This window comes from Salinicola sp. CR57 (assembly GCF_003206585.1).
GTDB classification, from domain to species: domain Bacteria; phylum Pseudomonadota; class Gammaproteobacteria; order Pseudomonadales; family Halomonadaceae; genus Salinicola; species Salinicola lusitanus.
Genome location: NZ_PZJL01000001.1, coordinates 362188 through 388042 on the forward strand (window position 1 = coordinate 362188; position 25855 = coordinate 388042).

A 25855-nucleotide genomic window follows, 5' to 3' on the forward strand; every position below is an offset into this window, starting at 1 on the left:
GGCAAGAACGACGAGGACGGCCCAATGACCGATTTGACCAACACCGTGAAAGCCACCGATCGCGCGGACGGGGCAGACACGGCGTCGAAAGACAAACGCGGTGCTTCCTCGATCAGGATGCAGGGGTTACGCAAGCAGTTCGGGCGCGATTCCGTTGCGCTGGCCGGCGTCGACCTGGATATCAACGCCGGCGAATTCTTTACCCTGCTGGGGCCATCCGGGTGTGGCAAGACGACCTTGCTGCGCATTCTCGCCGGCCTGGAAGAGGCCGATGACGGCCAGCTGAAGATCGGCGGAAAGGATGTCATCGACGTGCCGCCGCATCGGCGCAGCGTCAATACGGTCTTCCAGTCCTACGCGCTATTCCCCCACCTCTCCGTACGCGACAACCTGGCATTCGGCCTGCGCATGCGTGGCGAACCGGCCGCCGAGCGCAACCGCAAGGTGGCGGAGGTCGCCGAATTCATCAAGCTCGGCTCGCTGGTCGAGCGCCGCGTCGACCAGCTGTCGGGAGGCCAGAAACAGCGCATCGCCCTGGCCCGGGCGCTGGTCTGCGAGCCCGACGTGCTGCTGCTGGACGAACCGCTGTCGGCCCTGGATGCCGGCCTGCGCGGCCAGTTGCAGGTCGAACTGCAACGCCTGCAGAAGCGCCTGGGCGTGACCTTCGTCTTCGTCACCCACGACCAGGACGAGGCCATGGTGATGTCGGATCGCATCGCGGTGCTCGATAGCGGCATCATCCAGCAGGTGGGCACCCCCAGCGAGATCTACGAGCATCCGGCCAACGCCTTCGTCGCCCGTTTCATGGGGCACGACAATTTGTTCGCCATCACCGCCAGCGACAGCAACTGGGTGGACACCGGGCTGGGGCGGCTGCAGCTGGATCCCGCCGAGCAACGCGACACCCCTGAAGGATGGCTGCTGATCCGCCCCGAGACCCTGGAGCTGGGCGGCGACGTTCCCGCGGACTACAACCGGCTCGAGGGCACGGTCGAAGAGCGCCTCTATCGCGGCAGCCGCATCGAATACCGGCTAACCGTCAACGATCACCCCCTGACGGCGGTGGCCGGCAATCTCGGCCAGCGCATACACGACGTCGGCGACCGGGTGACCATCGGCATCTGTCCGGAAGATCTGGTCCGCGTCGCGGCCTGAGGAGAAGCGAGATGCTGCAGACATCCCAGACCGCCTCGCGGCGCCATGCGGTGGTCAGCGAAACCCGCCACCTGCTCTTTACGGTGACCCCGGGCGCCGCCTGGATCATCCTCTTTCTGGTGCTGCCGAGTCTCTATCTGATGGCCGTGGCGTTCATGACCAACGGCCCCTACGGACTGCCGCAGTTGCCGCTGTCGCTGAGCTCGTTCGAGCAGCTGGCGGGCGTCGGCTTTCTGGGCTGGAGCCCGGGCAATCTCTACACGCTGCTGCGCTCGCTGTGGCAGACCGTCGTCGCCACCGGCCTGGTGGTGCTGGTCGCCTATCCCATCGCCTATTACATCACCACCTGCCGGGCGCGGTGGCGACCGATCATGCTGCTGCTGGTGGTAGTGCCGTCCTGGACCAATCAGGTGATTCGCACCTTCGGCTGGATGAATCTGCTGGCGCCGGGCACACCGCTCTCCAACCTCGCCGAGATGATGGGCCTGATCTCGCCCAACATGGGGCTCTATCCGTCCAACTTCGCGGTGACACTGGGTCTCGTCTACAACTTCCTGCCGTTCATGGTACTGCCGCTCTACGCCGCCTTCGAGAAGCTCGACACCGCCCAGGTCGAAGCGGCGCAGGATCTTTACGCCAAGCCGGTCCGGGCGTTCTGGCACGCCGTCTTCCCGCAGACACTGCCGGGCCTGCTCGCGGGCGTGGTGCTGGTGGCGATCCCCGCGTTCGGCATGTACGTGATTCCGGAGCTTCTCGGCGGCGGCAAGGCGATGATGCTCGGCAACCTGGTGGCGACGCAGTTCTCCGGCGGCTCGAACTGGCCGCTGGGCGCCGCTGGCGCGATCCTGATGCTGATCGCGACTTTCATCGGTCTGTTCGCGATGCGCCGCATCGGCAAGCGTCTCGGCGGCGGCGAGGAGGTGGTGATATGAGAAAGCGCACGCTCAAGCGCGGCCTGACGGCGTTCTGGTGGCTGACGCTGATCTTCCTCTACCTGCCGCTTGCCGTGGTGGTGCTGTTCTCGTTCAATGCCGCCAACAGCGCCGCTCGATTGACCGGATTCTCGCTGCGCTGGTATCACCAGTTGCTGGGCAACGAACAGATCATCACGGCATTTGGTAACACGTTGATTCTGGCAACCTGTTCCTCCGTCATCGCGCTCGCCATCGGCTGCCTGATCGGCTACGGCATGTACCGGCACCGCCATCGCAAGCTCGGTTGGCTGATCGTGCTGATCTATCTGCCGATCGTGTTGCCGGACATCGTCTTCGGCATCTCCGAGATGGCGTTCTTCGTCCAGTTCCACCGTCTGACCGGACTGCTGCAGCCGGGGCTTGGGACCATGGTCATCGCCCATGTGACCTTCCAGATCCCGTTCGTCGCGCTGATCGTCTACTCGCGCTTCGTCGGGCTCGACCCCAGCCTGTTCGAAGCGGCCAAGGATCTCTACGCCACGCCGTTGAAGCGGGTCATTCACTTCATGCTGCCGACCATCAAGCCGGCGCTGATCTCCGCGTTCTTCCTGTCGTTCACGCTATCGGTGGACGATTTCGTGATCAGCTTCTTCACCGCCGGGCCGGAGAGTGCCACGCTGCCGATCTACATCTGGAGCGCGATCAAGAAAGGCGTCACGCCGGAGATCAATGCCATTGCCACATTGATGATCGGCGCGGTGGCCCTGGCCGCCGTGATCAGTCTCGCATTCAACCGCCAGCGCAAGGTCTGAGTCGAAGCCCCGCGCCGGGCCCGCTCGGAAAACTGTCAAGAAAAGCCGTCGAACAACAAGGAGAAGAACCGATGTCAAAGCCCGTCACCAGTGCCATCGCTGCCGCCTTCTGCAGCCTGCTGCTCGTCAGCCAGGCCCAGGCCGCGGACGACAAGCTCTACCTGTTCAACTGGACCGAGTACATGGACCCGGAGATCATCACGGCGTTCGAGCAGAAATACGACGTCGAGGTGGTGCAGAACTACTACAACTCGCTGCCGGAGATGTTCGCCAAGCTCAATGCCGGCGGTGCCTCCCAGTACGACATCATCGTGCCCTCGAACTACTACGTGCCGCGCTTGATCCAGACCGGCCTGGTCCAGAAGCTCGATCACTCCAGGATCCCCAATTTCACCAATGTGAAGGCGCAGTTCCAGGATCCGAGTTTCGACCCGGGTTCCGCCTATTCGGCGCCGTACCAGTGGGGCACGACCGGGATCATCTACAACACCGATACCTTCCCGGACGCGCCCCGCAGCTGGTCGCTGATGTTCGATCCCAAGGTCAACCCCGACTACCCCTTCGCGATCATGGGCGACGGCCAGGTCGCCATGGGCGCCGCCTGCGCGGCGCTGGGCAAACCCTACGACTGCGATGACCTCGACAGCTGGCGCGACGCCGCCAAGCTGATGATCGAGACCAAGCATCGCGACAACTTCTCCGGCTTCTCCGACGGCACCCCCGCACTGCAGCAGCTCGCGCGCGGCGTGACCCATGTCGGCATGTCCTATAACGGCGACTATCTGCTGTACAAGAGCGAGGATCCGGAGACCTTCGCGCACCTCGACTTCATGATCCCCGAGGAAGGCGCCGAAATGTGGGTCGACTCGATGATGATTCCGTCCCAGGCCCCCCACCCGGATCTGGCCTACAAGTTCATCAACTTCATTCTCGACGCCAAGATCGGTGCCCAGCTCTCCAACTACAATTTCTATGCCAGCCCCAACGCCGCCGCCGAGCCCTATCTGGAAGCGGCTCTGAGGCAGCCGCCGGCCCAGCCCACCGACGAAGAGATGAAAGTGCTGCGTTTCACCCCGAGCCTGGAGGGCGAAAAACTGCAGACCTTCCAGCAACTGTGGTCGGAAGTGCAGGCTCGGTAGCGCCGCCGCTCCCCCATCTCACTGCCCGGCACGGCCGCTGGCCGCGTCCGGGCAACCCATCACCACACGGAACGCTCACATGGGTCACCGTCAGGAAACACCAGCGCTCAAAGACTGGTTCCAACAGCACGGCATCACCGAAGTCGAATGTCTGGTTACCGATCTCACCGGCATCCTCAAGGGCAAGATCATGCCCGCCAGCAAGTACCTCGATGGCGGGCTGCCACGATTGCCGGACTCGATCTTCATCCAGACCGTCACCGGCGGTTATCCCGACGACGAGGATATCCGCTTCTGGAATCCCGCCGAGCGGGACATGGAGCTGGTGCCCGATCCCGATGCCGCCTTCCTGGTACCCTGGGCCGAAGACCCCACCGCGCAGATCATTCACGACTGCTACTACCTCACTGGCGAGCCGGTCGATCTCTCGCCCCGTCACGTGCTCAAGCGCGTCCTGGAGCTCTACGAACAGCGCGGCTGGCGCCCGGTGGTCGCCCCTGAGGTCGAGTTCTACCTGGTCAAGACCAACACCGATTCCGACTACCCGCTGGAGCCGCCGATCGGCCGTACCGGACGCCAGGAGAGCAGCCGCCAGTCGTTCTCCATCGACGCGGTCAACGAATTCGATCCCCTGTTCGAGGAGATGTACGACTACTGCGAGGCGATGCACCTCGACCTGGACACGCTGATCCACGAGGAGGGTGCCGGCCAGATGGAGGTCAACTTCCAGCACGGCAATCCGCTGGCGCTGGCCGATCAGGTGGTCATGTTCAAGCGTGTGCTGCGAGAAACCGCGCTGCGCCACGGCATGTACGCCACCTTCATGGCCAAGCCGATGGCCAACGAGCCGGGTAGCTCCATGCACATTCACCAGAGCCTGGTCGACGCCAAGGGCAACAACCTGTTCGCCTCTGGCCTCAGCGGGATCGGGGACAACCCCACCAGCCCTCTGTTTCATCATTTCATCGGCGGCTTGCAGCACTATCTGCCCGCAGCGATGCCGCTGCTGGCCCCCAACGTCAACTCTTACCGCCGACTGATGCGCCACGAGGCGAGTGGTTCCGCGCCGGTCAACGTCGACTGGGGGATGGACAACCGCACCGTGGGCTTGCGCGTGCCGGTCTCCTCGCCCGCCGCCACCCGGGTCGAAAACCGCCTCGGCGGCGCCGACGCCAACCCCTATCTGGTGCTGGCGGCCTCGCTGGCCTGCGGCTATCTCGGCATGGTCGGCCAGCTGGAACCCCGTCCGCCGATGGTCGGTTCGGCCTGGTCCAGTGGCAGCAAGCTGCCGGACGACATCGGCCCGGCACTGGATCGGCTGCGGGAATGTCCCGAACTGGCCGACATTCTCGGCGAACGCTTCACCAACAGCTATCTCGCGGTCAAACGCGCCGAACACCGCGCCTACTTCCGCGTGATCAGCTCGTGGGAGCGCGAGCATTTGCTGCTGCGGGTTTGAAGTCCAACAAGAAGGCCAATAAACAGCGAAGCGGGGGAACGATGATGAAATTGACGCAATGGGCGGTCTTGTCGATGACGGCGCTGGCGAGCAGCGGCGCCGTGGCCGACGATCAGGAAAGACAGTTGAACCTGTTCAACTGGACCGACTACATGGACCCCGAGATCATCGCCGACTTCGAGGCCGAAACCGGCATCGACGTGGTTCAGAACTACTACAACTCCAACGCCGAGATGCTGGCCAAGCTGAACGCCGGCGGCGATGCCCAGTACGATATCGTCATCCCCTCGGACTACTTCGTGCCGCGCCTCATCGGGGCGAAGGTCATTCAGCCGCTCGCCCCTGACGGCCAATCACTCGAGGGCATCGACAACATCATGGCGGACTTCCAGCAGCCCGCCTACGATCCGGATGGCACCTACACCGTGCCCTATCAGTGGGGGGTGACCGGCATCGTCTACAACACAGACACCTTCCCCGACCCGGACCCTAGCTGGGGACTGCTGTACGATCCCGCCGTCAACGCCGACTACCCCTTTGCGCTACTCAAGGGCGATGCCCAGTTCACCTTCTCGACCCTCTGCGCCTACCTTGGCGAAGGGTTCGACTGCGTCGGCCAGGCTCCTTGGGTCGAGGCCGCCAAGCTGCTGGTTGCCACCCGTGAGCGAGACAATTTCGTCGGCTTCGTCGACGCCACCGCGACCATCGAGCAGATCGCCAGCGGCGTGATCCACGCCGGCATTGCCTACAACGGCGACCTGGCCGGCAAGCAGAGCGAAGACCCGGAGCTCTACGGCAACATCGGCTTTTTCGTGCCCAGAGAAGGCTCGCAGCGCTGGGTGGACGTGATGGCCATCCCGGGCCGGGCACCGCATCCGGACAACGCACGCCGTTTCATCGAATACCTGCTGCGCCCCGAGGTCGCGGCCCGGCTCTCCAACTACAACCTGTACACCTCGCCCAACGCAGCGGCGCAACCGATGCTGTCCGCCGAGCTTCGCGAGCCGCCGGTGATGCCCGATGCCGACACCCGCTCACGGCTGTCGCTGACGCCCGCCGTCGACGGCGAGCAGTTGCAGCTGCTGCAGCAGTTGTGGTCGGAAGCCCGATCTCGCTGATCGGCCTTTATCCTCCCAATCGTCCTTTCATTCATGGAGTCCAGGATGTCCGCGCCTTCCGACGCAAAGCGCCCGTCACAGCTCGAGCACACCGCCTCCTGGTACGCGGCCTCGGCCAACGCCGCGCCGGCGCGACCGGCACTGTCGGCCGACGTCAGCTGCGACGTGTGCGTGGTGGGGGCCGGCTTCACCGGGCTGTCATCGGCGCTGCATCTGGCCGAGAAGGGTCTGAAGGTGATCGTGCTAGAAGCCGCGCGCGTCGGCTATGGCGCCTCGGGACGCAACGGCGGCCAGATCGTCAACAGCTACAGCCGCGACATCGACGTGATCGAATCGAAATACGGCCAGACAACCGGCCGGGCGCTGGGCGACATGGCCTTCGAGGGCAACCGGATAATCCGCGAGCGAATCGCGACCTACGGCATCGAGTGCGACCTCCGCGACGGCAACCTGTTCGCCGCCTGCAACGCCAAGCAGCTCGAGGCCCTCAGGCACCACCAGACCCTGTGGCAGCGTTACGGCAACGACAGCCTGGAACTGCTGGAAGGCGACGCCTACCAGCGTGAGGTCGGCAGCAACCGCTACACCGGCGTGCTGATCGATCACTCCGGCGGCCACCTCCATCCGCTGAACCTGGCGCTGGGCCAGGCTGCCGCCCTGGAATCGAGGGGTGGCGTGGTTTACGAGCAGAGCCCGGTCGTCACTCTCGAGCACGGCGCTCCGGTCACGGTGAAGACCGCTGATGGCACCGTCAGGGCCGACCGCGTCGTCATGGCCGGCAACGCCTATCTGCACGGAGTCATGCCGGAGCTCGAGCGAAAGTCCATGCCCTGCGGGACGCAGATCATCACCACCGAACCCCTCGGGGACGAGCTTGCCCGGCGCCTGCTGCCCAACGGCATGGCGGTGGAGGACTGCAACTACCTGCTCGACTACTACCGGCTGACTCGCGACAACCGGCTGCTGTACGGCGGTGGCGTCAACTACGGCAGCGAGGGGCCGGCGGATATCGAGGCGGTGATTCGCCCCAAGATGCTCAAGACGTTTCCGCAGTTGAAAGACGTCAAGGTGGACTACGCCTGGAGCGGCAACTTCCTGATGACGCTGAATCGCCTGCCGCAGTTCGGCGTGATCAACGACAACGTCTACTACGCCCAGGGCTACTCCGGCCACGGCGTGACCTGCACGCATCTTGCCGGGCGCCTGATCAGCGAAGTGATGACGGGGCGCGACGATCGATTCGACGCCTTCGCCGGGCTGCCGCACCAGCCCTTTCCCGGCGGCCGGATGCTGCGCGTGCCGCTCTCGGCATTGGGAGCCTGGTATTACGAGGCGCGCGACCGACTCGGCATCTAGGTGGCTCGACATCCCGATGCCGCCGGGAGCGCGCAGGGATTACCGTCCATGTTCGGGCGAGCGCTGGCGGCGTCCGTCATTGCGGCTGACAGGCGCGGGCAAACCCTTGGAAGATCGCGTCGTAGAGCGCATTGTTCCCGGGTTCCCACTCGGGGTGCCACTGCACCGCCAGGGTAAAGCCAGGCGCTTCCGGCAGCGAAACCGCCTCGACCAGACCATCCGGTGCCACCGCCTCCACGAACAGGCCCTCCGCCAACCGGTCTATACCTTGCTGATGCAGCGAGTTCACCCGTGCCTTCAGCCCTTTCCGGCACTCGCCATAGAGGCTGGCCAGGCGGCCGCCGGGCCGGATCTCGACCTCGTGGCTCGGCGCATACTGCTGGGCCTTCGACCCTTCCGGCTCGCGGTGATCCATGAGGCCGGGCACACGCTGGACGGCCTGATGCAGCGTCCCGCCAAGGGCCACGTTGAACTCTTGGAAGCCGCGGCAGATCCCCAGTAGCGGCAGCCGGCGCTCCAGTGCCAACGGCACCCACAGCATGGCGGCGTGATCGCGATCCAGGTCGTCCCGCGTGTTTTCAGGCGCCCGTGCCGCATGGTACCGACTCGGCAGCACGTTGGTGTAGCTACCGGTCAGCATCAGGCCGTCGAGACGATCCAGCAGCGCGTTGGCAGCGTCGGCATCGCTGTCGCGCCAGACCGGCAGGATGACCGGCTCCAGCCCATACGCCCGCAGCGCGCTGAGATATTTGTCGGTGACCATGTGGGCAGGGTGGCCTTCCACCTCACGGCGGCAGGCAATGACACCCACCAGGGGACGCTTCTGCATGATGCCTCCTCGAAACCGGAATTCGTTATGTTTTCATCAACAGGCGATGTCTATTTTTCTTGCCAAGCATCGATCACGGGGAACAAGTTGAATCCTACTAAATATATAAATATCAATAATTTAAATAATACATATCGCCAATTTTCAGCCGAAGAAAAAACGAATGAAACGTAAATAATTTGACAACAATACCGGGCGAAAGAAACACTATCAACGACCATAACAAACGATCTCAGGTGACATCATGTCCTCCCTTCCCGTCGACGAGGCTCGTGACTTCCTGGCGCGCAACCCCGCTATCGATAGCATCGATCTCTTGCTGAGCGACCTCAATGGGGTGTTTCGCGGCAAGCGGATTCCCCGGGAAAATCTCGAAAAGGCCTACGTCAACGGTATCAATCTCCCCGGCTCGGTCTTCGCGCTGGACATCACCGGTAACACGATCGAAGCGACGGGCCTTGGCCTGGACATCGGCGACTGCGACCAGGTCTGCCGCCCGATTCCCGGCACCCTGATGCCGACACCCTGGCTGCGGGAGGGCTGCCAGGGGCAACTGCTGATGACCATGCGCAACGAGCATGATGGCCCCTTCTTCGCCGACCCGCGCAACGTCCTGGCCCGACAGGTACAGCGCCTGGCGACGATGGGGTTCACCGCCGCCGTCGCGCTGGAACTCGAGTTCTATATCGTCGATCGCACGCGGGACGAGCTGGGCAGAGTGCAGCCGCCCCGCTCGCCCGAGACCGGCGAACGCGCCACCACCAGCCAGGTGTATTCGATTTCGGAGCTCGACGAGTACGCCGCGTTCCTGGGCGACATCCAGGCCGCGGCCGCGACCCAGAACCTGCCGCTGGACACAGCGCTGAAGGAGTGCGCCCCGGGCCAGTTCGAGATCAACCTGCTGCACGGCAGCGACGTACTCAAGGCATGCGACAGCGCGGTGCTGCTCAAGCGCCTGATCAAGGGCGTCGCCGTCAACCATGGCTTCGAAGCGACGTTCATGGCCAAACCCTACGACGAGGAAGCCGGCAACGGCATGCATGTCCACATCAGCCTGCTCGATGCCCACGGTCGCAATGTCTTTGCCGCCGATGACGAGAACCCGCTGGGTACCGAAACGCTGCGCCACGCCATCGGCGGCCTGCTCAGACTGATGCCGGAATCGGTCGCCCTGATGGCCCCGAATCTCAACTCCTTCCGCCGGTTTCAGCCGGGGCTCTACGTTCCCATGGCACCGACCTGGGGCTTCGACAACCGCTCCGTGGCCCTGCGCATTCCCTCCGGGCCAAATGCCGCGCGGCGGATCGAGCACCGTGTCGGCGGTGCCGATGCCAACCCCTACCTGCTGTTGGCCACCCTGCTCGCCTCGATCATCCACGGCATCACCCACCGGATCCCCCCCGAGGAGGTCGTCACCGGCAACGCCTACGAGCAGTTCGACCCGGTACTGACCAACAGCTGGTCTCGAGCGCTGGAGCTGCTCGAGCAATCCGAGGTGCTGAACGAGGCGCTCGGTCAGGAGTTCCTGAACGTGTTCCTGGCGAACCGCCGTGCCGAACGGGCATCCGCCATGCAAGTGGTCAGCCGGCTCGAGTACGACTGGTATCTGCGCCACGTCTGATCCCTGGAGCGACACCAGGAGGACATTGCCGGAGCCACCACATCGGGTACGCCCGCTCCAGAGGAGTACGCCATGACACCGTCAGACGCCGCAGGACTCAAAGCGCTCGACCGCGATCACTACCTGCACCCCTTCACCGACTTCAAGGCGCTGGGTGACGAAGGCAGTCGACTCATTACCGCCGCCGACGGCATCTACATCGAGGACGACGGAGGCCGGCGGTTCCTGGACGCGATGGCGGGACTGTGGTGCGTCAACCTGGGCTACGGCCGTCGGGAACTGGTCGATGCCGCGAGTCGCCAGTTGCAGCAGTTGCCCTACTACAACAGCTTCTTCAAGACCACGAACCCACCAGCGGCCGAGCTGGCCGAGACCCTCTGCGGCCTGGCGCCGGCTCATATCAACCGCGTGTTCTTCACCGGCTCCGGGTCCGAAGCCAATGACACGGCATTGCGCATGGTGCGCCGCTACTGGGCGCTCGAGGGTCAGCCCGAAAAGCAGTGGATCATCAGCCGCGACAACGCTTATCACGGCTCGACGGTGGCCGGCATGAGCCTGGGCGGCATGGCGCCGATGCAGGCCCAGGGCGGGCCCTGCGTACCGGGCATCACCCACATCCGTCAGCCTTACTGGTTCGATGAAGGGCGGGACATGTCGCCAGAGGCGTTCGGCAAGGTCTGTGCCGACGCACTGGAAGCGCGCATCCAGGCGCTGGGGCCGGACAAGGTCGCGGCCTTCATCGCCGAACCAGTGCAGGGCGCGGGCGGCGCAATCATCCCGCCGGAGAGCTACTGGCCGGCGATCAAGGAGGTGCTGTCGCGCCACGACATCCTGCTGGTCGTCGACGAAGTCATCTGCGGCTTCGGTCGCCTGGGCGAATGGTTCGGCAGCGTTCACTACGATCTCGCGCCGGACCTGATGTCGGTCGCCAAGGGCCTGTCGTCCGGCTACTTGCCGATCGGCGGCGTGCTGGTCGGCGATCGGGTCGCCCGGACACTGATCGACGATGGCGGAGAATTCCACCACGGCTTCACCTATTCCGGGCACCCTACCTGCGCCGCCGTTGCGCTGGAAAACCTCAGGTTGATGGCGGCCGAAGGCGTCGTCGAACAGGTGCGCCGAGTGACAGGGCCGTATCTGGCGAAGTACTGGAAGGCGCTCGAGCGGCATCCGCTCATCGGCGAGGCCCGCTCCCTGGGGCTGATCGGCGCGCTCGAGATCGTCGCCGACAAGGCGGCCGGTACGCGTTTCGACAAGGCCCTCAAGGCGGGCGAAACCTGTCGCGAGATCTGCTTCGAGTTCGGGCTGGTGATGCGCTCGGTGGGTGACACGATGATCATCTCTCCGCCGCTGGTCATCACCGAGGCCCAGATCGACGAACTGATCGCGCTGGCGACGGCCGCGCTGGACGAGACGGCACGCCGGCTGCAGGCCCGAGGGGCCACCATCACGGCAACGAAGGAGACACCCACATGAGCCCGACGCCAACGTTGGCCGACTGGCAGGCCAAGGCCGCCGCCCTTACCGCCAATCTCGAGACACGCGCCTTCATCGACGATGAGTTCGTCACGGCCGAGAGCGGCGAGACCTTCGCCACGATCAATCCCGCGACGGGGGAAATCCTGGCCAAGGTGGCGAGCTGCGACGCCGCCGATGCCGACAAGGCCGTGACCGTGGCCCGCGCGGCATTCACCCGCGGTAGCTGGGCACGGCTGGCGCCCACCGCACGCAAGCACGCGCTGCTACGCCTGGCCGGGCTGATGGAGCACCATCGAGATACGCTGGCCCTGCTCGACACGCTGGACATGGGCAAGCCGATCAGCAGCGCCCAGAGCGATGTCAGCGGCGCCATCGGCTGCATTCGCCACCAGGCCGAGTCGATCGACAAGCTCTACGGCGAGGTGGCGCCGACCGGCGACGATACCCTCGCGCTGGTGCTGCGCGAACCGCTGGGCGTCGTCGCCGCCATCGTGCCGTGGAATTTTCCCCTGATGATGACGGCCTGGAAGATCGGTCCGGCGCTCGCCGCGGGCAACAGCGTCATCCTCAAGCCCTCCGAGAAGTCGCCTCTCTCCGCGCTGTACCTGGCCTCGCTGGCGCGGGAGGCGGGCCTGCCGAGCGGCGTTTTCCAGGTACTGCCGGGGTTCGGCCACACGGTCGGCAAGGCCTTGGCGCTGTCCATGGAGGTCAACTGCCTCGCCTTCACCGGCTCGACGGGCGTCGGCAAGCAGCTGCTGCAGTACGCCGGGCAGTCCAACCTGAAGCGGGTGTACCTGGAGTGTGGCGGCAAGAGCCCGAATATCGTCTTCGCCGACTGCAAGGACCTGGACAGCGTGGCCCGCCACGCCGCCGAGGCGATCTTCTACAACCAGGGTGAGGTCTGCATCGCAGGGTCCCGTCTGCTGGTGGAAAACAGCGTGCGCGAGGCCTTCATCGACAGGCTGCTCGCCGCCGCCGAATCGATGCAACCGGGCGATCCGCTGGACCCCGCCAGCTTCATGGGCGCTATCGTCGACCGCACCCAGTACGAACGGGTGCTGGACTATATCCGCCAGGGCGTGGCAGAAGGGGCGCGGCTGCGCATGGGCGGCAAGCCACAAGCTGGGCCCGGCCTTTTCATCGGCCCAACCGTCTTCGACGGCGTCACCGACGACATGGTCATCGGCCGGGAGGAGATCTTCGGTCCGGTGCTGTCGGTATTCGGCTTCGACACGGAGGAGCAAGCGATCGCGATGGCCAACGACAGCGACTACGGGCTGGCGGCCGGCTTCTGGAGCCAGGACATCGACCGCATCATGCGGGTCACACGGCGCCTCCAGTCTGGCCAGGTCTTCGTCAACAACTGGGCCGGCGGCGACCAGACCGTGCCCTTCGGCGGCGTCAAGCAGTCCGGCAACGGCCGCGACAAGTCGCACCACTCGCTGGAAGAGTACTCCGAGCTCAAGAGTGTGTGGATGTCGCTTTCGTCGTGAGCCGGGATCGCGCTTGGCAGATCGCCGCGGGGGGTCAGAACGTCTTGGCGGGAGTGGCGCAGCTGACGAGCCGGCAGGCCGACTTGCCGGGGTTGCGGAAGCGGTGCGGGATGTTGGTATTGAAGTAGTAAGCCTCGCCCGGCGCCAGTGTCCGCGTCTGGGCACCGATCGTGATCTCGATTTCCCCCTCGAGCACGACCCCGGCTTCCTCGCCCTGATGGGCGATCATCTCGCGCCCGGTATCGCTGCCGGCCGGATAGGTCTCGACCATGAACGACAACGCCCGCGACTCCCGGTTGGCTCCCACCAGCTTGTAGATCACGTCTCCGGTGCCAACGTCGGTCAACTCGTCGGCACCGAAGAAGACCTGGTTCCGATTCTCCAGATCCATGGTGAAGAAATCCCCCACGCTCATCGGAATGGCGTCGAGGATCTTCTTCAGCGAGCTGACGGAAGGACTGACCTTGCCCTGCTCGATCAGCGACAGGCTGGAGTGCGTCACGCCACAGCGCTTGGCCAGCTCGCGCTGGGAGATGCCGCGAAAGGTTCTCAGAGCTCGCAGGCGGGCGCCGACATCATCAGACATCCGTTCTCTTCCTCAAGCGATGGTCAGCTTACGTCGGGGGGCGCGGACGGGAGCGACTCGCGGTTGAACCAGTTCTCCAGAATCAACTGGGCGGCGATGCCGTCGACGCCACGATCACGGTAGTTGCCCTTGTGGCCCTGCTCCCGGGCGATCTGCTTGGCGGCGCGGGTGGTGCCGCGCTCGTCGAACATCTCCACCGGCTTGCCGAAACGGCCATGCAGCCGATTGCCGAACTTGCGCGCCCGCACGCTCATGTCGGATTCGCTGCCGTCGTCGTGGATCGGCAGCCCGACCACCAGCAGATCCGGCTGCCACTCCTTCAAGAGCTTCTCGACGACGACCCAGTCGGGGATGCCGTCGCGGGCGGGCAACGGCTCCAGACCACTGGCGGAGCGCAGCATCTCGTTGCCGACCGAGACGCCGATCCGCCGGGTGCCGTAGTCGAATGCCATCACCAGGCGCTGACCGACCCGGTCACCGGTTGCCGATGCCATCAGGCGTGTCCGGCGTCGCGGGTCATCAGGTTGAGATCGACGCCGAGGATGCCGGCGGCGGCGCCCAGGCGCTGCTCAGGCGGGCGATCGAACAGGATCGCGGCGTCACCCTCGGCGATCAGCCAGGTGTTCTGCTTGAGTTCGTCCTCGAGCTGGCCGGATTTCCACCCCGCGCAGCCCAGCGTGACCAGATACTGCTCCGGGCCCCGCCGCTGGGCGATCGCCTGCAGCATGTCCATCGACGTGGTCAACGCCAGGCCGTCGGCGACCTGGATACTGGAGTCCCAGTCGCTTGCATTGCCACGATGCAGGATGAAACCGCGATCGCGGTAGGTCGGCCCGCCGTTGTAGACCAGCACGTCGTTGTGCGGGCCGGGCTCGGATTCGATATCGAGCTGTTCGAACAGCCCGTCCAGAGTCAGTTCGGAGGGCCGATTGACGATCACCCCCAGGGTGCCGTCGTCGTCATGGTCGCAGAGATAGGTCAGCGTCCCGGCAAAGTTGGGGTCTTCCAGATGCGGCATCGCCATCAGGAAGTAGTTCTTGAGGCTCTGCATCGGCGTGGGCATGGATGTTGGCCTGGTCGTTGGCATAGGACTCCATCGGACATCGTGCAGCGATCCGGCGCTCGAGCCGCGAGCGCCGGTCATAGAGGAAATGGGCTTATTGTAACATCTCTGCCCCGTCGGGCTGGATCAGCCCTGGGCGTCCAGCCGTCTGGCGATCGCGGCCATCAACTGCGCGGCGATGTCGGTGCCGCGCTGGTCGTCGATCTCGCGCACGCAGGTGGGGCTGGTGACGTTGATCTCGGTGATGTAGTCGCCGATCACGTCGAGGCCGACGAACAGCAGCCCCTTTTCGCGAATCATCGGCTGCACCTGCTCGACCAGCCAGTAGTCGCGATCGGTCAGCTCCCGGGAGACACCGCGGCCACCGGCGGCCAGGTTGCCGCGAGTCTCGCCGGCGCTGGGGATGCGCGCCAGCCCGTAGGGCACCGGCTCGCCGTCGACCAGCAGAATGCGGGTGTCGCCATCCTTGATCTCCGGCAGATAGCGCTGGGCCATGATCTGACGCTGGCCGCGCTCGGTGAGCTGCTCGATCACCGCGCCGAGATTTCGCCCCTCCGGGCCGATATGGAAAATGCCGGTGCCGCCCATGCCATCCAGCGGCTTGAAGATGGTATCGCCATGCTCGGCCTGGAAGGCCCGCAGCACCGCGTCGCGACAGGAGACCACCGTCGGCGGGATACAGTGGGCGAACTGCTGGGCGAACAGCTTTTCGTTGCACTCGAACAGCGCCCGGGTCGGGTTGACCACCAGGGTACCCTCACGCTCGGCGAACGCCAGCAGGTGCACGGCGTTGAGGAAGTGGCCATCCACCGGCGGGTCCTTGCGCATCAGGATCACGTCCAGCTCACCCAGCGGCATCGCCTCCCGCTCGCCCAGCTCGAACCAGTGCGCAGGATCGCGGAACACCTTGAGCGGGCGCACGCTGCCCATGGCGCGTCCCTCGTAGAGATAGAGATCCTCCTGCTCGAGATAGTGGAGCGACCAGCCCATCGCCTCCGCCGCCCACAGCAGCGCCAGGGTAGTGTCCTTCTTGTAGGTAATGTCGGCGATGGGGTCCATCACCACGCCAAGCTTCACCGTTTTCTGGCTCATCGATCAGATCTTCCCAAAGAGAGATTGAATGGGTCGCAGTATGACGCAGCCCACGTCTCATCTGTAGGGGGCGGGGAAACCGAAGTTCGGGCGATCTGTCGCGGCGCCCGATCCCCACGCATTCGATAGCCGCTGACGGCAACCGACGGGACTAAAGGTTAAGGCCCCCGGTGCGCCGAAGCGACCAACGTATAATGTATACATTGCCCGATTGGGCGCAATCTCTGTCTTGAAGAGCATCGAGGGATCGGCGGCCGCGAGGGGCCATCTCTGGCCGATATCGCCCGGCGCCAGGGGCGTCTCGGTACAGCGCACGTCGGTTTCGAAAGCGATCTCTTCAGGCACGGCGCCTTTCCACCGTGCCACGGCGTGTTGATCGCTGGGTCGACGCGTCAGCTGGATGCCCTCAATCGGAGATCGCCTGCATGACCGTCCAGAACCCAACGTCCCGCCCTCTTTTCGCTACCCTGATGGCCGCTGCGACGGTGCTCGTGCCCTTCGCCAGCGCCCAGGCCGCCACGACACTCAACTTCGCCCATACCCATCCGGTGGAGGACGCCCAGCATCTCGCCGCGGAGCATTTTGCCGATCTCGTCGACGAGCGCAGCGGTGGCGACCTGCAGATTCGCGTCTTCCCCAGCGGACAGCTGGGCAGCGACACCGCCCTGGTGGCCAGCGCCCGCGGCGGCCAGGTCGATATCGTACTGACCGGCAACCCCTACTACACCGGACTGGTCGGCGAGCTGAACGTACTCGACCTGCCGTTTCTGTTCGACGACTACGCCCATGCCTATGCCGTGCTGGATGGCGATATCGGCCAATCCCTGCTCGCCAGGCTCGGCGACCACGACCTCAAGGGGCTGGCATTCTGGGAGATCGGCTTTCGCAACCTGACCAACTCCCGACACCCGGTGGAGACCGCGGACGACATCAAGGGACTGACGCTGCGCACCACGCCAAACCCGGCCCATATCGCCGCTTTCAAGGCCCTCGGCGCCAACCCGACACCGATGCCGTTCACCGAGCTGTTCACGGCGCTGGAGACCCGCACGGTGGATGGGCAGGAGAATCCGGTCAGCCTGATCCGCTCGGCCAATTTCTATGAGGTTCAGGACTACCTGTCGCTCACGGCGCACGCCTATACCGCGGCGCCCCTGGTCATGAACAAGGCCAAGTTCGAGAGCTTGAGTCCGGAAAACCAGCAACTACTGGTCCAGGCCGCCATCGACTCGGCGACGTTCGAGCGCGAGGAGCTAGCCCGACGCCTGACCGGCGACCTCGAGTTTCTCGAGCAGCAGGGCATGCAGATCGTCGAGGAGCCGGATCGCGATTCGATGCGGGATATCGTCGCCGCACCGGTACAGGCCAGCTTCGCCGAGCAGTACGGCAGCGAGCTGATCGAGGCCATCGAGGCGGCAAGGCCCGGCACGGAATAGATCGGCGCCGCGGCAACTGCCCAACACGATCGACCACCGATTGCGAGAAGAGGCCCATCATGTCCAGACCGGCACAAGCGAGTGTCCGCACGCCCCATGGCTCGCTCCAGACCACGCTATGTCGCTTGTCGCACCTCACCGAAAAGGTGCTCAACCTGGTGATGGTGCTGGCATTGGTGGCAATGATCGCGCTGGTGTTCGCCAACGTCGTGCTGCGCTACGGCTTCAATAGCGGCATCTCGATCAGCGTCGAGCTGTCGCGATTCCTGTTCGTATGGGTGATCTTTCTCGGCACCGTCGTGGGCCTGATGCGACACGAGCATCTCAGCGTGACGACGTTCTCGGATCGCCTGCCGGGCAGGGCCCAGGCCGTGCTGCGGCGGCTGGTGACGCTGGTGATGCTGGTCTGCTGTCTGATGCTGGTCAAGGGCAGCTACGCCCAGACACTGCTCAATTGGAGCGATCTCTCCCCGATCAGCGGCATCCCCGTGGGTGTCTTCTATCTGGCCGGGCTGGTCGCCGGGGTTCTGATGTCGCTGATTCTGACGCTGCGTTTGCTGCTGCCGGCCCCGCTGACGTCGATGCCGGACCGCCGGGAGATGGCACCATGACGATAGGTCTGTTTCTCGCCTCGCTGCTGGCCTCGATCGGGCTCAGCCTGCCGATCGCCTTCGCCCTGCTGGTCAGCGCCGTGGTGCTGATGCTGCATCTGGGGCTGTTCGATTCGCAGATCCTGGCCCAGAACCTGATCAACGGCGCCGACAGCTACACGCTGCTGGCGATTCCCTTCTTCCTGGTAGCCGGCGAGGTGATGTCGCGCGGCGGCCTGTCGAAACGCATCGTGCTGCTGGCGATGAGCCTGGTGGGGCACCGCAAGGGTGGGCTTGGCTTCGTCGCCATCTTCGCTGCCATCGTCATGGCCAGCCTGTCCGGCTCGGCCGTCGCCGATACCGCGGCGCTGGGTTCGATGCTGCTGCCGATGATGCGCCAGGCAGGCTACCCCCAGGGTCGATCGGCCGGGCTGATGGCGGCGGGAGGCATCATCGCCCCGATCATCCCGCCCTCCATTCCGCTGATCATCATCGGGGTGGCCGGTAGCATCTCGATCAGCAAGCTGTTCCTGGCCGGCATCGTACCCGGGCTGATCATGGGCGCGACCCTGGTGCTGATGTGGATGTTCATCACGCGCAAGGAAACGCTGGTGGTCGCCGAGAAGGCGTCCGGTACCGAGCGGCTGGCTGCGTTGCGCCAGAGCTTCTGGGCGATCCTGCTGCCGGTGATCATCATCGGCGGTATCAAGACCGGCATTTTCACCCCCACCGAGGCCGGCGTGGTCGCGGCCGTCTACGCCATGCTGGTATCCACCCTGATCTACCGGGAGCTCAATCTCGCCGAGCTGTATGAGGTGCTGACGCAGGCTGCGCGCAACACGGCCGTGGTGATGTTCCTGGTGGCGGCGGCCAGTGTCGCCTCCTGGCTGATCAGCATCGCCCAACTGCCAATGATGGTGGCCGGTCTGCTGGCGCCGCTGGCCGACCATCCCCGCCTGCTGATGCTGGCGATCATGGCCATCGTGTTGATCGTCGGCATGGTGATGGACCTGACGCCGACGATCCTGGTGCTGACGCCGATCCTGATGCCGATCGTCAAGATCGCCGGCATCGACCCGGTCTACTTCGGCATCATGTTCGTACTCAATTGCGCCATCGGCCTGATCACGCCACCGGTGGGCAACGTGCTCAACGTCATCACCAGCGTGGGCCGGATCAAGTTCGAGAAAGCGGTCATGGGCGTACTGCCCTTCGTCACGGCCTACGTCTTACTGCTGCTGCTGTTCGTGGCGTTCCCGCAAATCATCACCATGCCGCTCTACTGGCTGGCAAGCTGAGGTCATCCCCATGAGCGAACAGCTCCTGATCGATAGCCATCACCACTTCTGGGCGCTGGATGGCAGCGTGCACTACCCATGGCTCGAGGATGAGATCGACGACCACTTCTTCCTCGGTGATTACGCCGCCATTCGCCAACCGTTCCTGCCGGCGGACATCCGGGCGCTGATCCCCCCGGGCTATCACCTGGCGGGCACGGTGCACTGCGAGGCCGAATCGACTCGCCAAACGCCGGAGGTGGAGACCCGTTGGCTGACGCAGCTCTCCGAGCAGCAGGGGCTGCCGGTGGCACTGGTGGGTTGGGCGGCCTTCGCCGATCCGGCCTGCGAAACGCAACTCGATCGTCAGATGGATTCGCCGCTGTTTCGTGGCGTGCGCGCCAAACCGGTGACGGCCGCGCGCCCCGATCGATACGACGATACGCTCGGCGCGCCCGGTTCATTGCAGGATGCCGGCTGGACCCGCGGGCTGCGAATGCTGGAAGAGCGCGACCTGTCGTGGGATCTGCGGGTGCCGGCCTGGCATCTCGCGGATGCAGCCAGGGCTCTGGAAGCCACCCCGAACCTGCGGGTGATTCTCAACCATACCGGTCTGCCCTGGGATCGCAGCGAGCCGGGGCTGGCAAGCTGGCGCGAAGGGATGCAGGCGCTGGCGGCCAACCCCAATGTCGCGGTCAAGCTCTCGGAGCTGGGAAGCCCCATGGCTGACTGGGACGAGCGCCAGAATATCGCCCTGCTCGCCGAAACGATCGGTATCTTCGGGCCCCGACGCTGTCTCTTCGCCAGCAACTTTCCGGTTACCGGACTCAATGCCAGCTATGCGACCTGGCTCGCCATGATCGAGCAGGCCATCGCCGATGCCGCAGCGGACGCCCGCCAGCCGATCCTCCACGACAACGCTGTCCGCTGGTATCGGCTCCCGGCGCCGGCCATGGCGGGCTGACTGCCGCCGCGATGGCGGCAGTCGATTGCGACAACGCCCTATCCGGCCTTGCCCAGTCGAGCCCACAGAAACCGCCACGCCAGCGCGCTCAGCTTCGCCCGCTGGGCGTTGTCCGCCGCGCCGCCGTGGCCGCCTTCGGTGTTCTCGTAGTAGAAGACGTCCCCTGCGTTCATCGCTTCCATGCGCGCCATCATCTTGCGGGCGTGGCCGGGGTGGACCCGGTCGTCGCGGGTCGAGGTGGTGAACAGCACCGCAGGATAATCCACACCCTCGCGCAGGTTGTGATAGGGCGAGTAGTCCTTCAGGAAGCGCTCCCAGTCGTCGCTGTCCGGATCGCCGTACTCGGCCATCCACGAGGCGCCCGCCAGCAGCTGGTGATAACGCTGCATGTCGAGTAGCGGCACTTCACACACTGCGGCGGCGAAGTGATCCGGATAGCGGGTGATCATGTTGCCGACCAGCAGCCCCCCGTTCGAACCGCCCTGGATGCCCAGCTGACGCGGCGTGGTGATGCCGGTCGCCACCAGATCTTCGGCGACGGCGGCGAAATCCTCGAAGGCCTTGTGGCGCTCGCCCTTGAGCGCGGCGCGATGCCAGCGCGGGCCATATTCGCCACCGCCCCGGATATTGGCCACCACGTAGGCGCCGCCGCGCGAAAGCCAGCTGCGCCCGGCCCCGGCGATGTAGTGCGGCGTGAGCGAGATCTCGAAGCCGCCGTAGCCGTAGAGCAGCGTCGGCAAGGGCGCATTGGGCCTCTCCCGCCCCACATCCGCCGGCAGCACCAGAAAATAGGGAATCGACGTGCCGTCCAGGCTGGTGGCGAAACGTTGCGTCACCTGCATGCCGTCGGCCTCGAAGAAGCTCGGCGCGCGCTTGATCGTTTCCGCGTCGCTCTCCGGCCGAGCCGACGGGGTCCGTGCCAGATCCATCTTCAACAGCGATGTCGGGGTGAGATAGTCGGTGACGATCAGAAAGACCTCGTCGTTCTCTTCGTCGTCCACCGCCGCGACGCCGATCTCGCCGGTGGCGGGCAAGCCGGCCAGCGGACGCGGCGACCAGTCGTCGCCCTGCCCCGGCGTCAGCACCTGCAGCCGGTGCTTAACGTCCTCGAGGATATCCAGCACCAGGTAATGGCGCGTCCACTCGAACCCTTCCAGCGAGCGGTGTGCATCCGGCGTGAACAGGGTGGTGAAATCCCGGCCACCGCGCTTGAAGGTGTCGTAGTCGATCGCCAGCAGCGCGCCGCTTTGGAACTTCCGGTCGTTCTCTTCGAGTCGCCAGTCGTCGCGCAGATGCACCAGCAGCCATTCACGATGCACCACCGCCTGCGCCGACAGCGGCACCTCGATGGGGAAGGTCTCGCCGTCGGGCATGAGCTCGATCAGGCGCTGCTCGTAGAAGGCCAGGGCGTGATGGATGAAATCGCGCTCGAAGCCGCGGGTGCTGTCATGGAACGCCAGCGCCATCAGGTCCTGGCGGTCCGCCTCGAACAGCGTTTCGGCAGCACTCAGTGGCTCGCCCCGCCGCCAGCGCTTGACGCAGCGCGGGTAGCCGGAGCTGGTCAGGGAGTCCGCACCGAAATCGGTGTAGACGAACACCGTGTCTCGATCGATCCAGCTCATGCCGCCCTTGGCCTCCGGGCGCTCGAAACCGGCCTCGCCGTGACCGTCGTGCCCGACCCAGCGCTTGTCGATCAGGTCGAACTCGCGGGTCACGTCGGCATCCGCGCCACCGCGGGAGAGTGATACCAGCGCCCGCTCCCAGGGAGCGTCCGGCGTCTTCGGCTCCAGGCAACTGGCGCCATGCCAGACCCAGTTCTCGCCCTCGGCCGCGTTGAGCGCGTCGACGTCGATCAGCACTTCCCACGCCGGCCGTGACTGGCGGTAGGACGCCCACGTGGTGCGCCGCCACAGGCCGCGCGGGTGCTCGGCGTCCTGCCAGAAGTTGTAGTAGTGCTCGCCGCGCTTGACCACGAACGGAATCCGGTCGTCGGCGTCGAGAATCTGACGCAATCCCGTCTGCAAGGCGTCGAACTCGGCGTCCTCGAAGCGTGCAAGCGTCCGCCGGTTCTGCGCCTCGACCCAGGCCAGCGCCTCTGGGCTGTCGACCGCTTCCAGCCAGCGATACGGATCCTCGCCCGGCGAACCGGCGATATCCGGATCGGCCGAGCGATAACGATAAGGGGGGAAGCGAAGCATGGCGTTCTCCAGACCATCAGGGTGCCGTCGAGCCTAGCATGCGTCGGTCGACGGCAAGGCGAGTTTAGAACCGATCCACGCCGGCGGCCCGCCATTCGGCCTGCCACACCTCGGGCACGTCGTCGCCGAGCAACTGGCCGGCCTCCAGCGCCGGCATTTCGAAATCGCTGTAGCCGCGAGCCGGCGCGTAACCGCTGCGATGCCGAATGTGGTCCGGGGTCAGCTCGTCGAAGTGCGAGAGTCCCATGGCACCGGTGAGCGCGGCGAAACCATCCAGCGTGGCCTGATGATAGCGGGCCACCCGCTCGGCCTTTTCCGGCACGTTGATCGCTCGGGAGCGCTTGGGGTCCTGGGTCGCCACCCCGGTCGGGCACTTGTTGGTATGGCAGCGACGGGCCTGGATGCAGCCGACCGCGAACATGAACGGGCGCGCGGCGTTGCACATGTCGGCGCCAAGCGCGGTCTTGACCACCATGTCGTAGCCCAGTGCCACCTTGCCGCTGGCGACGAGGCGGATCTTGTCGCGCAGGCCGACGCCGCGCAGGGCATTGTCGACGAACGGCACGGCGTCGTCGATGAACACGCCGAGACTGTCCGAGAACTCCTGCGGCGCGGCCCCGGTACCGCCCTCGGCACCATCGATGACGATGAAATCGACCAGCGTGCCGGTCTCGATCATCGCCTTGCAGATACTCAGGAATTCGCTGCGCTTGCCCAGGCAGAGCTTGATGCCGACGGGCCTGCCATCGCTGAGTTCACGCAGGCGCGCGACGAACGCCATCAGTTCGCGCGGGGTGGAAAATTCAGGGTGTGAAGAGGGGGAGGCGCAATCCTGCCCCGCCTCGATCTGGCGCGTGCTGGCGATCTCCTGGTTGACCTTGGCCCCCGGCAGCAACCCGCCATGAGAGGGCTTGGCACCCTGGGATATCTTGATCTCCACCATCTTGACCTGGTCCCGGCACGCCTTCTCCCGGAACGTCTCGGCGTCGAAGCGGCCATTGTCGTGGCGGCAGCCGAAGTAGGCCGTACCCAGCTCCCAGATCAGATCGCCGCCATGCTTCTCGTGATAGGGGCTGATCGCGCCCTCGCCAGTGTCGTGGGCAAAGCCGCCCTGCTTGGCACCCAGGTTCATCGCCTCGATGGCGTTGCCCGAGAGCGAGCCGAAACTCATCGCCGAGATGTTGAGCCGCGACGAGCGATAGGGCCGGGTACATTGGGGCCCGCCAATGGTGATCCAGCGCGCCTCATCCGGCACCTTGCCGGGCTGGATGGAGTGGTAGGAGAGGTTGTAGCCGGGCGCATCGACATCGCGGATGGTGCCGAACGGCGAGGTATCCCCGGTACCGTCGGCGCGCGCATTGATCAGGTTGCGCTGCTCGCGCGAAAACGGCCGGCCGCTGGTCTCGGATTCGAAGAAATATTGACGGAGCTCCGGGCGCACGAACTCGAGCATATAGCGCAGATGACCGATCAGCGGGTAGTTGTAGAGCACGTTGTGCGGCGAGCGCAGATCCCGCCAGCCGACGAGGGCCAGCGGTATCCAGAGAAGCAGCAACCACAGTAGCGGGGACCAGAAAATGCCGATGACGAGAGTGGCCGCGATCAACGCAGCCGTCAGAAAATAAAAACATTGGCGATACATGGTTGGCTGTCCGACGATGAGGGTGACCCTTCAAGTGTTGATCGCACCTGAGGATTGTTCAAATTATCGAGCCCGCCGGCTACCGACGTAGTAAGTAAACCACGTCACCGATACGGAGGCGACGAGCCTCCGGCGCCATCGAACGAGCAGAGGGCGAGAGCGGCAAACCAATGTCGTATTTTTAGACATATGACTTCATGCAACCGTGGGACGATAACCACCCCTTCCGGGAGAGCTTCATGGACGACTGGACGCAAACCCTGACCGCAGGGCCGTTGCTCGGCATCGCCGCCGCCGCGATCGCCCTGCTACTAGTACTGATCATCCGCTTTCATCTACACGCCTTTCCCACCCTGGTGCTGGTCAGCCTGCTGACCGCCTTTGCCACCGGCATCCCGTCCGGTGCCATCGTCGATACCATGACCGACAGCTTCGCCGGCACGCTGGGCTCGGTGGCGCTGCTGGTCGGTTTCGGTGCCATGCTCGGCAAGCTGGTGGAGCACTCCGGCGGCGCCCAGGTGCTGGCCGAACGGATGGTGTCGCTGTTCGGCGAGTCCCGCGCCCCGTTCGCGCTGGGTATCGCCTCGCTGATCATGGGGTTCCCGATCTTCTTCGATGCCGGCCTGATCGTGATGCTGCCGATCATCTTCGCGGTGGCGAAACGCCTCGGCGGCCCGGTGCTGCTCTACGCCCTGCCGGCGGCGGCGGCGTTTTCGGTGATGCACGTGTTCGTGCCGCCCCATCCCGGCCCGGTCACCGCCACCGAGCTCTACGGCGCCAACCTGGGCCTGGTGCTGCTGGTGGGCATCCTCATCGCCTTCCCGATGTGGTACCTCTCGGGTTACCTGTGGGGGCGTTTCGCCGCCAGCCGTTTCGACTTCAAGCTGGAAGTCAGCCTGTTCGGCGGCCAGGACAACGACACGATCGAGAATCCGCCCAGCGTGGGTACGGTCATTGCGCTACTGCTGTTGCCGCTGGCGTTGATCTTTCTCAATACCGGGCTCGACTTCGCCCGCGCCGCCGGCGTGGCCGACAGCGACGCTACCTGGTTCCAGTTCCTCTCCTCGCTGGGTGAGACGCCGATCGCACTGCTGATCTCGGTGCTGGTGGCGATCTACGTGCTGGGCAGCCGCCGCGGTGAAGGCGGCAGCGCGCTGGAGAAGATCGTCGACTCCTCGCTGGGGCCGATCTGCTCGGTGATCCTGATCACCGGCGCCGGCGGCATGTTCGGCGGCGTGCTGCAGGCCTCCGGCATCGGCGATGCGCTCTCCGACTCGATGAGCGACCTGGGCATGCCGGTGATCGTCGCCGCCTATCTGGTCGCGGTGGTGATGCGCCTGGCCCAGGGTTCCGCCACGGTGGCGCTGGTCACCGCCGCCGGACTGATGGCGCCCGCCGTCGCCAGCGGCGACTTCTCGGCCATGCAGATCGTCGCGATCACCCTCGCCACCGCTGCCGGCTCGGTGTTCGCCGGCCACGTCAACGACTCCGGCTTCTGGCTGGTGGGGCGGCTTTTGGGCATGGACGTCAAGACCACGCTGATGACCTGGACCGTGCAGCAGGCGCTGGAATCGGTGGTCGGCTTCCTGCTCGCCTGCATCGTCTATCTGATTTTCTAAGTCACTGACCCGC

The 25855-nt window shown here is 65.0% G+C and carries 22 protein-coding genes; 15 read left to right on the forward strand and 7 right to left on the reverse strand.

The genetic code is table 11. From position 1 onward, the window contains the following. The first annotated feature begins 24 nt into the window (after nt 1-24). The 7 genes from DOM56_RS01710 (at nt 25) to DOM56_RS01740 (ending at nt 7953) form a co-directional block, all read left to right on the forward strand. Entirely contained in the window at nt 25-1155 is a 1131-nt protein-coding gene (locus tag DOM56_RS01710; protein WP_110707211.1) for an ABC transporter ATP-binding protein, read from the forward strand. Between the two features lie 11 nt (nt 1156-1166). Then, complete coding sequence (locus tag DOM56_RS01715; RefSeq protein ID WP_110601961.1) at nt 1167-2087, forward strand: ABC transporter permease; 921 nt, start codon at nt 1167-1169, stop codon at nt 2085-2087. Continuing rightward, nucleotides 2084-2881, forward strand: coding sequence for an ABC transporter permease (locus DOM56_RS01720; RefSeq protein ID WP_110601960.1), 798 nt, complete (start codon nt 2084-2086; stop codon nt 2879-2881). The genes DOM56_RS01715 and DOM56_RS01720 overlap by 4 nt, the downstream gene beginning before the upstream one ends. 71 nt (nt 2882-2952) lie before the next feature. Continuing rightward, on the forward strand, nt 2953-4020 hold the full coding sequence (locus tag DOM56_RS01725; protein WP_110707212.1) for a spermidine/putrescine ABC transporter substrate-binding protein: 1068 nt from the start codon (nt 2953-2955) through the stop codon (nt 4018-4020). 79 nt (nt 4021-4099) lie between these two features. Then, nucleotides 4100-5479 (forward strand): glutamine synthetase family protein, encoded by a 1380-nt coding sequence (locus tag DOM56_RS01730; RefSeq protein WP_110601957.1) that lies wholly within the window; start codon nt 4100-4102, stop codon nt 5477-5479. Nucleotides 5480-5523: 44 nt separating this feature from the next. Further along, nucleotides 5524-6597: a spermidine/putrescine ABC transporter substrate-binding protein gene (locus DOM56_RS01735; protein ID WP_110707213.1), complete on the forward strand. Its 1074-nt coding sequence runs from the start codon at nt 5524-5526 to the stop codon at nt 6595-6597. A 45-nt stretch (nt 6598-6642) separates the two neighbouring features. Further along, a complete protein-coding gene (locus DOM56_RS01740; protein WP_110707214.1) occupies nt 6643-7953 on the forward strand; it encodes an FAD-binding oxidoreductase in 1311 nt (436 codons plus the stop codon). 76 nt (nt 7954-8029) lie between these two features. Here DOM56_RS01740 and DOM56_RS01745 read toward each other — a convergent pair whose 3' ends face one another. Further along, entirely contained in the window at nt 8030-8782 is a 753-nt protein-coding gene (locus DOM56_RS01745; RefSeq protein WP_110707215.1) for a gamma-glutamyl-gamma-aminobutyrate hydrolase family protein, read from the reverse strand. Nucleotides 8783-9026: 244 nt separating this feature from the next. Here DOM56_RS01745 and DOM56_RS01750 point away from each other — a divergent pair, with 244 nt between their 5' ends. From DOM56_RS01750 to DOM56_RS01760, 3 genes are all read left to right on the forward strand, one after another. Further along, nucleotides 9027-10403, forward strand: a complete 1377-nt coding sequence (locus DOM56_RS01750) for a glutamine synthetase family protein (protein ID WP_110707216.1) — start codon at nt 9027-9029, stop codon at nt 10401-10403. A gap of 72 nt (nt 10404-10475) precedes the next feature. After that, a complete protein-coding gene (locus tag DOM56_RS01755) occupies nt 10476-11879 on the forward strand; it encodes an aspartate aminotransferase family protein (RefSeq protein WP_110707217.1) in 1404 nt (467 codons plus the stop codon). After that, nucleotides 11876-13375, forward strand: coding sequence for an aldehyde dehydrogenase (locus DOM56_RS01760; protein ID WP_110707218.1), 1500 nt, complete (start codon nt 11876-11878; stop codon nt 13373-13375). The genes DOM56_RS01755 and DOM56_RS01760 overlap by 4 nt, the downstream gene beginning before the upstream one ends. Nucleotides 13376-13409: 34 nt before the next feature. Here the strand turns inward: DOM56_RS01760 and DOM56_RS01765 are convergent, their stop codons facing one another. The 4 genes from DOM56_RS01765 to gshB all read right to left on the reverse strand — a co-directional run bounded on the left by DOM56_RS01765 (nt 13410) and on the right by gshB (nt 16116). Further along, a complete protein-coding gene (locus tag DOM56_RS01765) occupies nt 13410-13961 on the reverse strand; it encodes a cupin domain-containing protein (protein WP_110707219.1) in 552 nt (183 codons plus the stop codon). 23 nt (nt 13962-13984) lie between these two features. After that, complete coding sequence (ruvX, locus tag DOM56_RS01770; protein WP_110707220.1) at nt 13985-14455, reverse strand: Holliday junction resolvase RuvX; 471 nt, start codon at nt 14453-14455, stop codon at nt 13985-13987. Next, entirely contained in the window at nt 14455-15012 is a 558-nt protein-coding gene (locus DOM56_RS01775) for a YqgE/AlgH family protein (protein ID WP_110602123.1), read from the reverse strand. Before DOM56_RS01775 ends, ruvX begins: the two co-directional genes overlap by 1 nt. Before the next feature lie 138 nt (nt 15013-15150). Further along, nucleotides 15151-16116, reverse strand: a complete 966-nt coding sequence (gene gshB, locus DOM56_RS01780) for a glutathione synthase (protein WP_110707221.1) — start codon at nt 16114-16116, stop codon at nt 15151-15153. Between the two features lie 425 nt (nt 16117-16541). Here gshB and DOM56_RS01785 point away from each other — a divergent pair, with 425 nt between their 5' ends. Genes DOM56_RS01785 through DOM56_RS01800 form a run of 4 tightly spaced genes read left to right on the forward strand, consistent with a single transcriptional unit; the run spans nt 16542 to nt 20383 of the window. Continuing rightward, on the forward strand, nt 16542-17552 hold the full coding sequence (locus tag DOM56_RS01785) for a TRAP transporter substrate-binding protein (RefSeq protein WP_198655635.1): 1011 nt from the start codon (nt 16542-16544) through the stop codon (nt 17550-17552). Between the two features lie 59 nt (nt 17553-17611). Further along, complete coding sequence (locus DOM56_RS01790) at nt 17612-18163, forward strand: TRAP transporter small permease (RefSeq protein WP_198655636.1); 552 nt, start codon at nt 17612-17614, stop codon at nt 18161-18163. After that, complete coding sequence (locus DOM56_RS01795; protein WP_110707223.1) at nt 18160-19440, forward strand: TRAP transporter large permease subunit; 1281 nt, start codon at nt 18160-18162, stop codon at nt 19438-19440. Before DOM56_RS01790 ends, DOM56_RS01795 begins: the two co-directional genes overlap by 4 nt. Before the next feature lie 10 nt (nt 19441-19450). Further along, nucleotides 19451-20383 carry an amidohydrolase family protein gene (locus DOM56_RS01800; protein WP_110707224.1) on the forward strand — a complete coding sequence of 311 codons (933 nt, stop codon included), beginning with the start codon at nt 19451-19453 and terminating at the stop codon, nt 20381-20383. A gap of 38 nt (nt 20384-20421) precedes the next feature. Here DOM56_RS01800 and DOM56_RS01805 read toward each other — a convergent pair whose 3' ends face one another. Continuing rightward, the gene (locus DOM56_RS01805; RefSeq protein ID WP_110707225.1) at nt 20422-22581 is read right to left on the reverse strand and encodes a prolyl oligopeptidase family serine peptidase; all 2160 of its coding nucleotides are present in this window, start codon (nt 22579-22581) and stop codon (nt 20422-20424) included. 64 nt (nt 22582-22645) lie between these two features. Further along, nucleotides 22646-24223 (reverse strand): FMN-binding glutamate synthase family protein, encoded by a 1578-nt coding sequence (locus tag DOM56_RS01810; RefSeq protein ID WP_110707226.1) that lies wholly within the window; start codon nt 24221-24223, stop codon nt 22646-22648. A 239-nt stretch (nt 24224-24462) separates the two neighbouring features. On the opposite strand from DOM56_RS01810, the gene DOM56_RS01815 reads away from it, so the two are divergent. Next, entirely contained in the window at nt 24463-25842 is a 1380-nt protein-coding gene (locus DOM56_RS01815; protein WP_110707227.1) for a GntP family permease, read from the forward strand. The last annotated feature ends 13 nt before the right edge of the window (nt 25843-25855 follow it).

Bases quoted from the DNA above. Each gene is read 5' to 3' on its own strand.
- DOM56_RS01730 (WP_110601957.1), top strand. From the start codon at position 4,100: ATGGGTCACCGTCAGGAAACACCAGCGCTCAAAGACTGGTTCCAACAG.
- ruvX (WP_110707220.1), bottom strand. From the start codon at position 14,455: ATGGCATCGGCAACCGGTGACCGGGTCGGTCAGCGCCTGGTGATGGCA.
- DOM56_RS01750 (WP_110707216.1), top strand. From the start codon at position 9,027: ATGTCCTCCCTTCCCGTCGACGAGGCTCGTGACTTCCTGGCGCGCAAC.
- DOM56_RS01810 (WP_110707226.1), bottom strand. From the start codon at position 24,223: ATGTATCGCCAATGTTTTTATTTTCTGACGGCTGCGTTGATCGCGGCC.
- DOM56_RS01795 (WP_110707223.1), top strand. From the start codon at position 18,160: ATGACGATAGGTCTGTTTCTCGCCTCGCTGCTGGCCTCGATCGGGCTC.
- DOM56_RS01790 (WP_198655636.1), top strand. From the start codon at position 17,612: ATGTCCAGACCGGCACAAGCGAGTGTCCGCACGCCCCATGGCTCGCTC.
- DOM56_RS01765 (WP_110707219.1), bottom strand. From the start codon at position 13,961: ATGTCTGATGATGTCGGCGCCCGCCTGCGAGCTCTGAGAACCTTTCGC.
- DOM56_RS01710 (WP_110707211.1), top strand. From the start codon at position 25: ATGACCGATTTGACCAACACCGTGAAAGCCACCGATCGCGCGGACGGG.
- DOM56_RS01760 (WP_110707218.1), top strand. From the start codon at position 11,876: ATGAGCCCGACGCCAACGTTGGCCGACTGGCAGGCCAAGGCCGCCGCC.
- DOM56_RS01735 (WP_110707213.1), top strand. From the start codon at position 5,524: ATGAAATTGACGCAATGGGCGGTCTTGTCGATGACGGCGCTGGCGAGC.
- gshB (WP_110707221.1), bottom strand. From the start codon at position 16,116: ATGAGCCAGAAAACGGTGAAGCTTGGCGTGGTGATGGACCCCATCGCC.
- DOM56_RS01815 (WP_110707227.1), top strand. From the start codon at position 24,463: ATGGACGACTGGACGCAAACCCTGACCGCAGGGCCGTTGCTCGGCATC.
- DOM56_RS01725 (WP_110707212.1), top strand. From the start codon at position 2,953: ATGTCAAAGCCCGTCACCAGTGCCATCGCTGCCGCCTTCTGCAGCCTG.
- DOM56_RS01755 (WP_110707217.1), top strand. From the start codon at position 10,476: ATGACACCGTCAGACGCCGCAGGACTCAAAGCGCTCGACCGCGATCAC.
- DOM56_RS01805 (WP_110707225.1), bottom strand. From the start codon at position 22,581: ATGCTTCGCTTCCCCCCTTATCGTTATCGCTCGGCCGATCCGGATATC.
- DOM56_RS01745 (WP_110707215.1), bottom strand. From the start codon at position 8,782: ATGCAGAAGCGTCCCCTGGTGGGTGTCATTGCCTGCCGCCGTGAGGTG.
- DOM56_RS01740 (WP_110707214.1), top strand. From the start codon at position 6,643: ATGTCCGCGCCTTCCGACGCAAAGCGCCCGTCACAGCTCGAGCACACC.
- DOM56_RS01715 (WP_110601961.1), top strand. From the start codon at position 1,167: ATGCTGCAGACATCCCAGACCGCCTCGCGGCGCCATGCGGTGGTCAGC.
- DOM56_RS01775 (WP_110602123.1), bottom strand. From the start codon at position 15,012: ATGCAGAGCCTCAAGAACTACTTCCTGATGGCGATGCCGCATCTGGAA.
- DOM56_RS01720 (WP_110601960.1), top strand. From the start codon at position 2,084: ATGAGAAAGCGCACGCTCAAGCGCGGCCTGACGGCGTTCTGGTGGCTG.
- DOM56_RS01800 (WP_110707224.1), top strand. From the start codon at position 19,451: ATGAGCGAACAGCTCCTGATCGATAGCCATCACCACTTCTGGGCGCTG.
- DOM56_RS01785 (WP_198655635.1), top strand. From the start codon at position 16,542: ATGACCGTCCAGAACCCAACGTCCCGCCCTCTTTTCGCTACCCTGATG.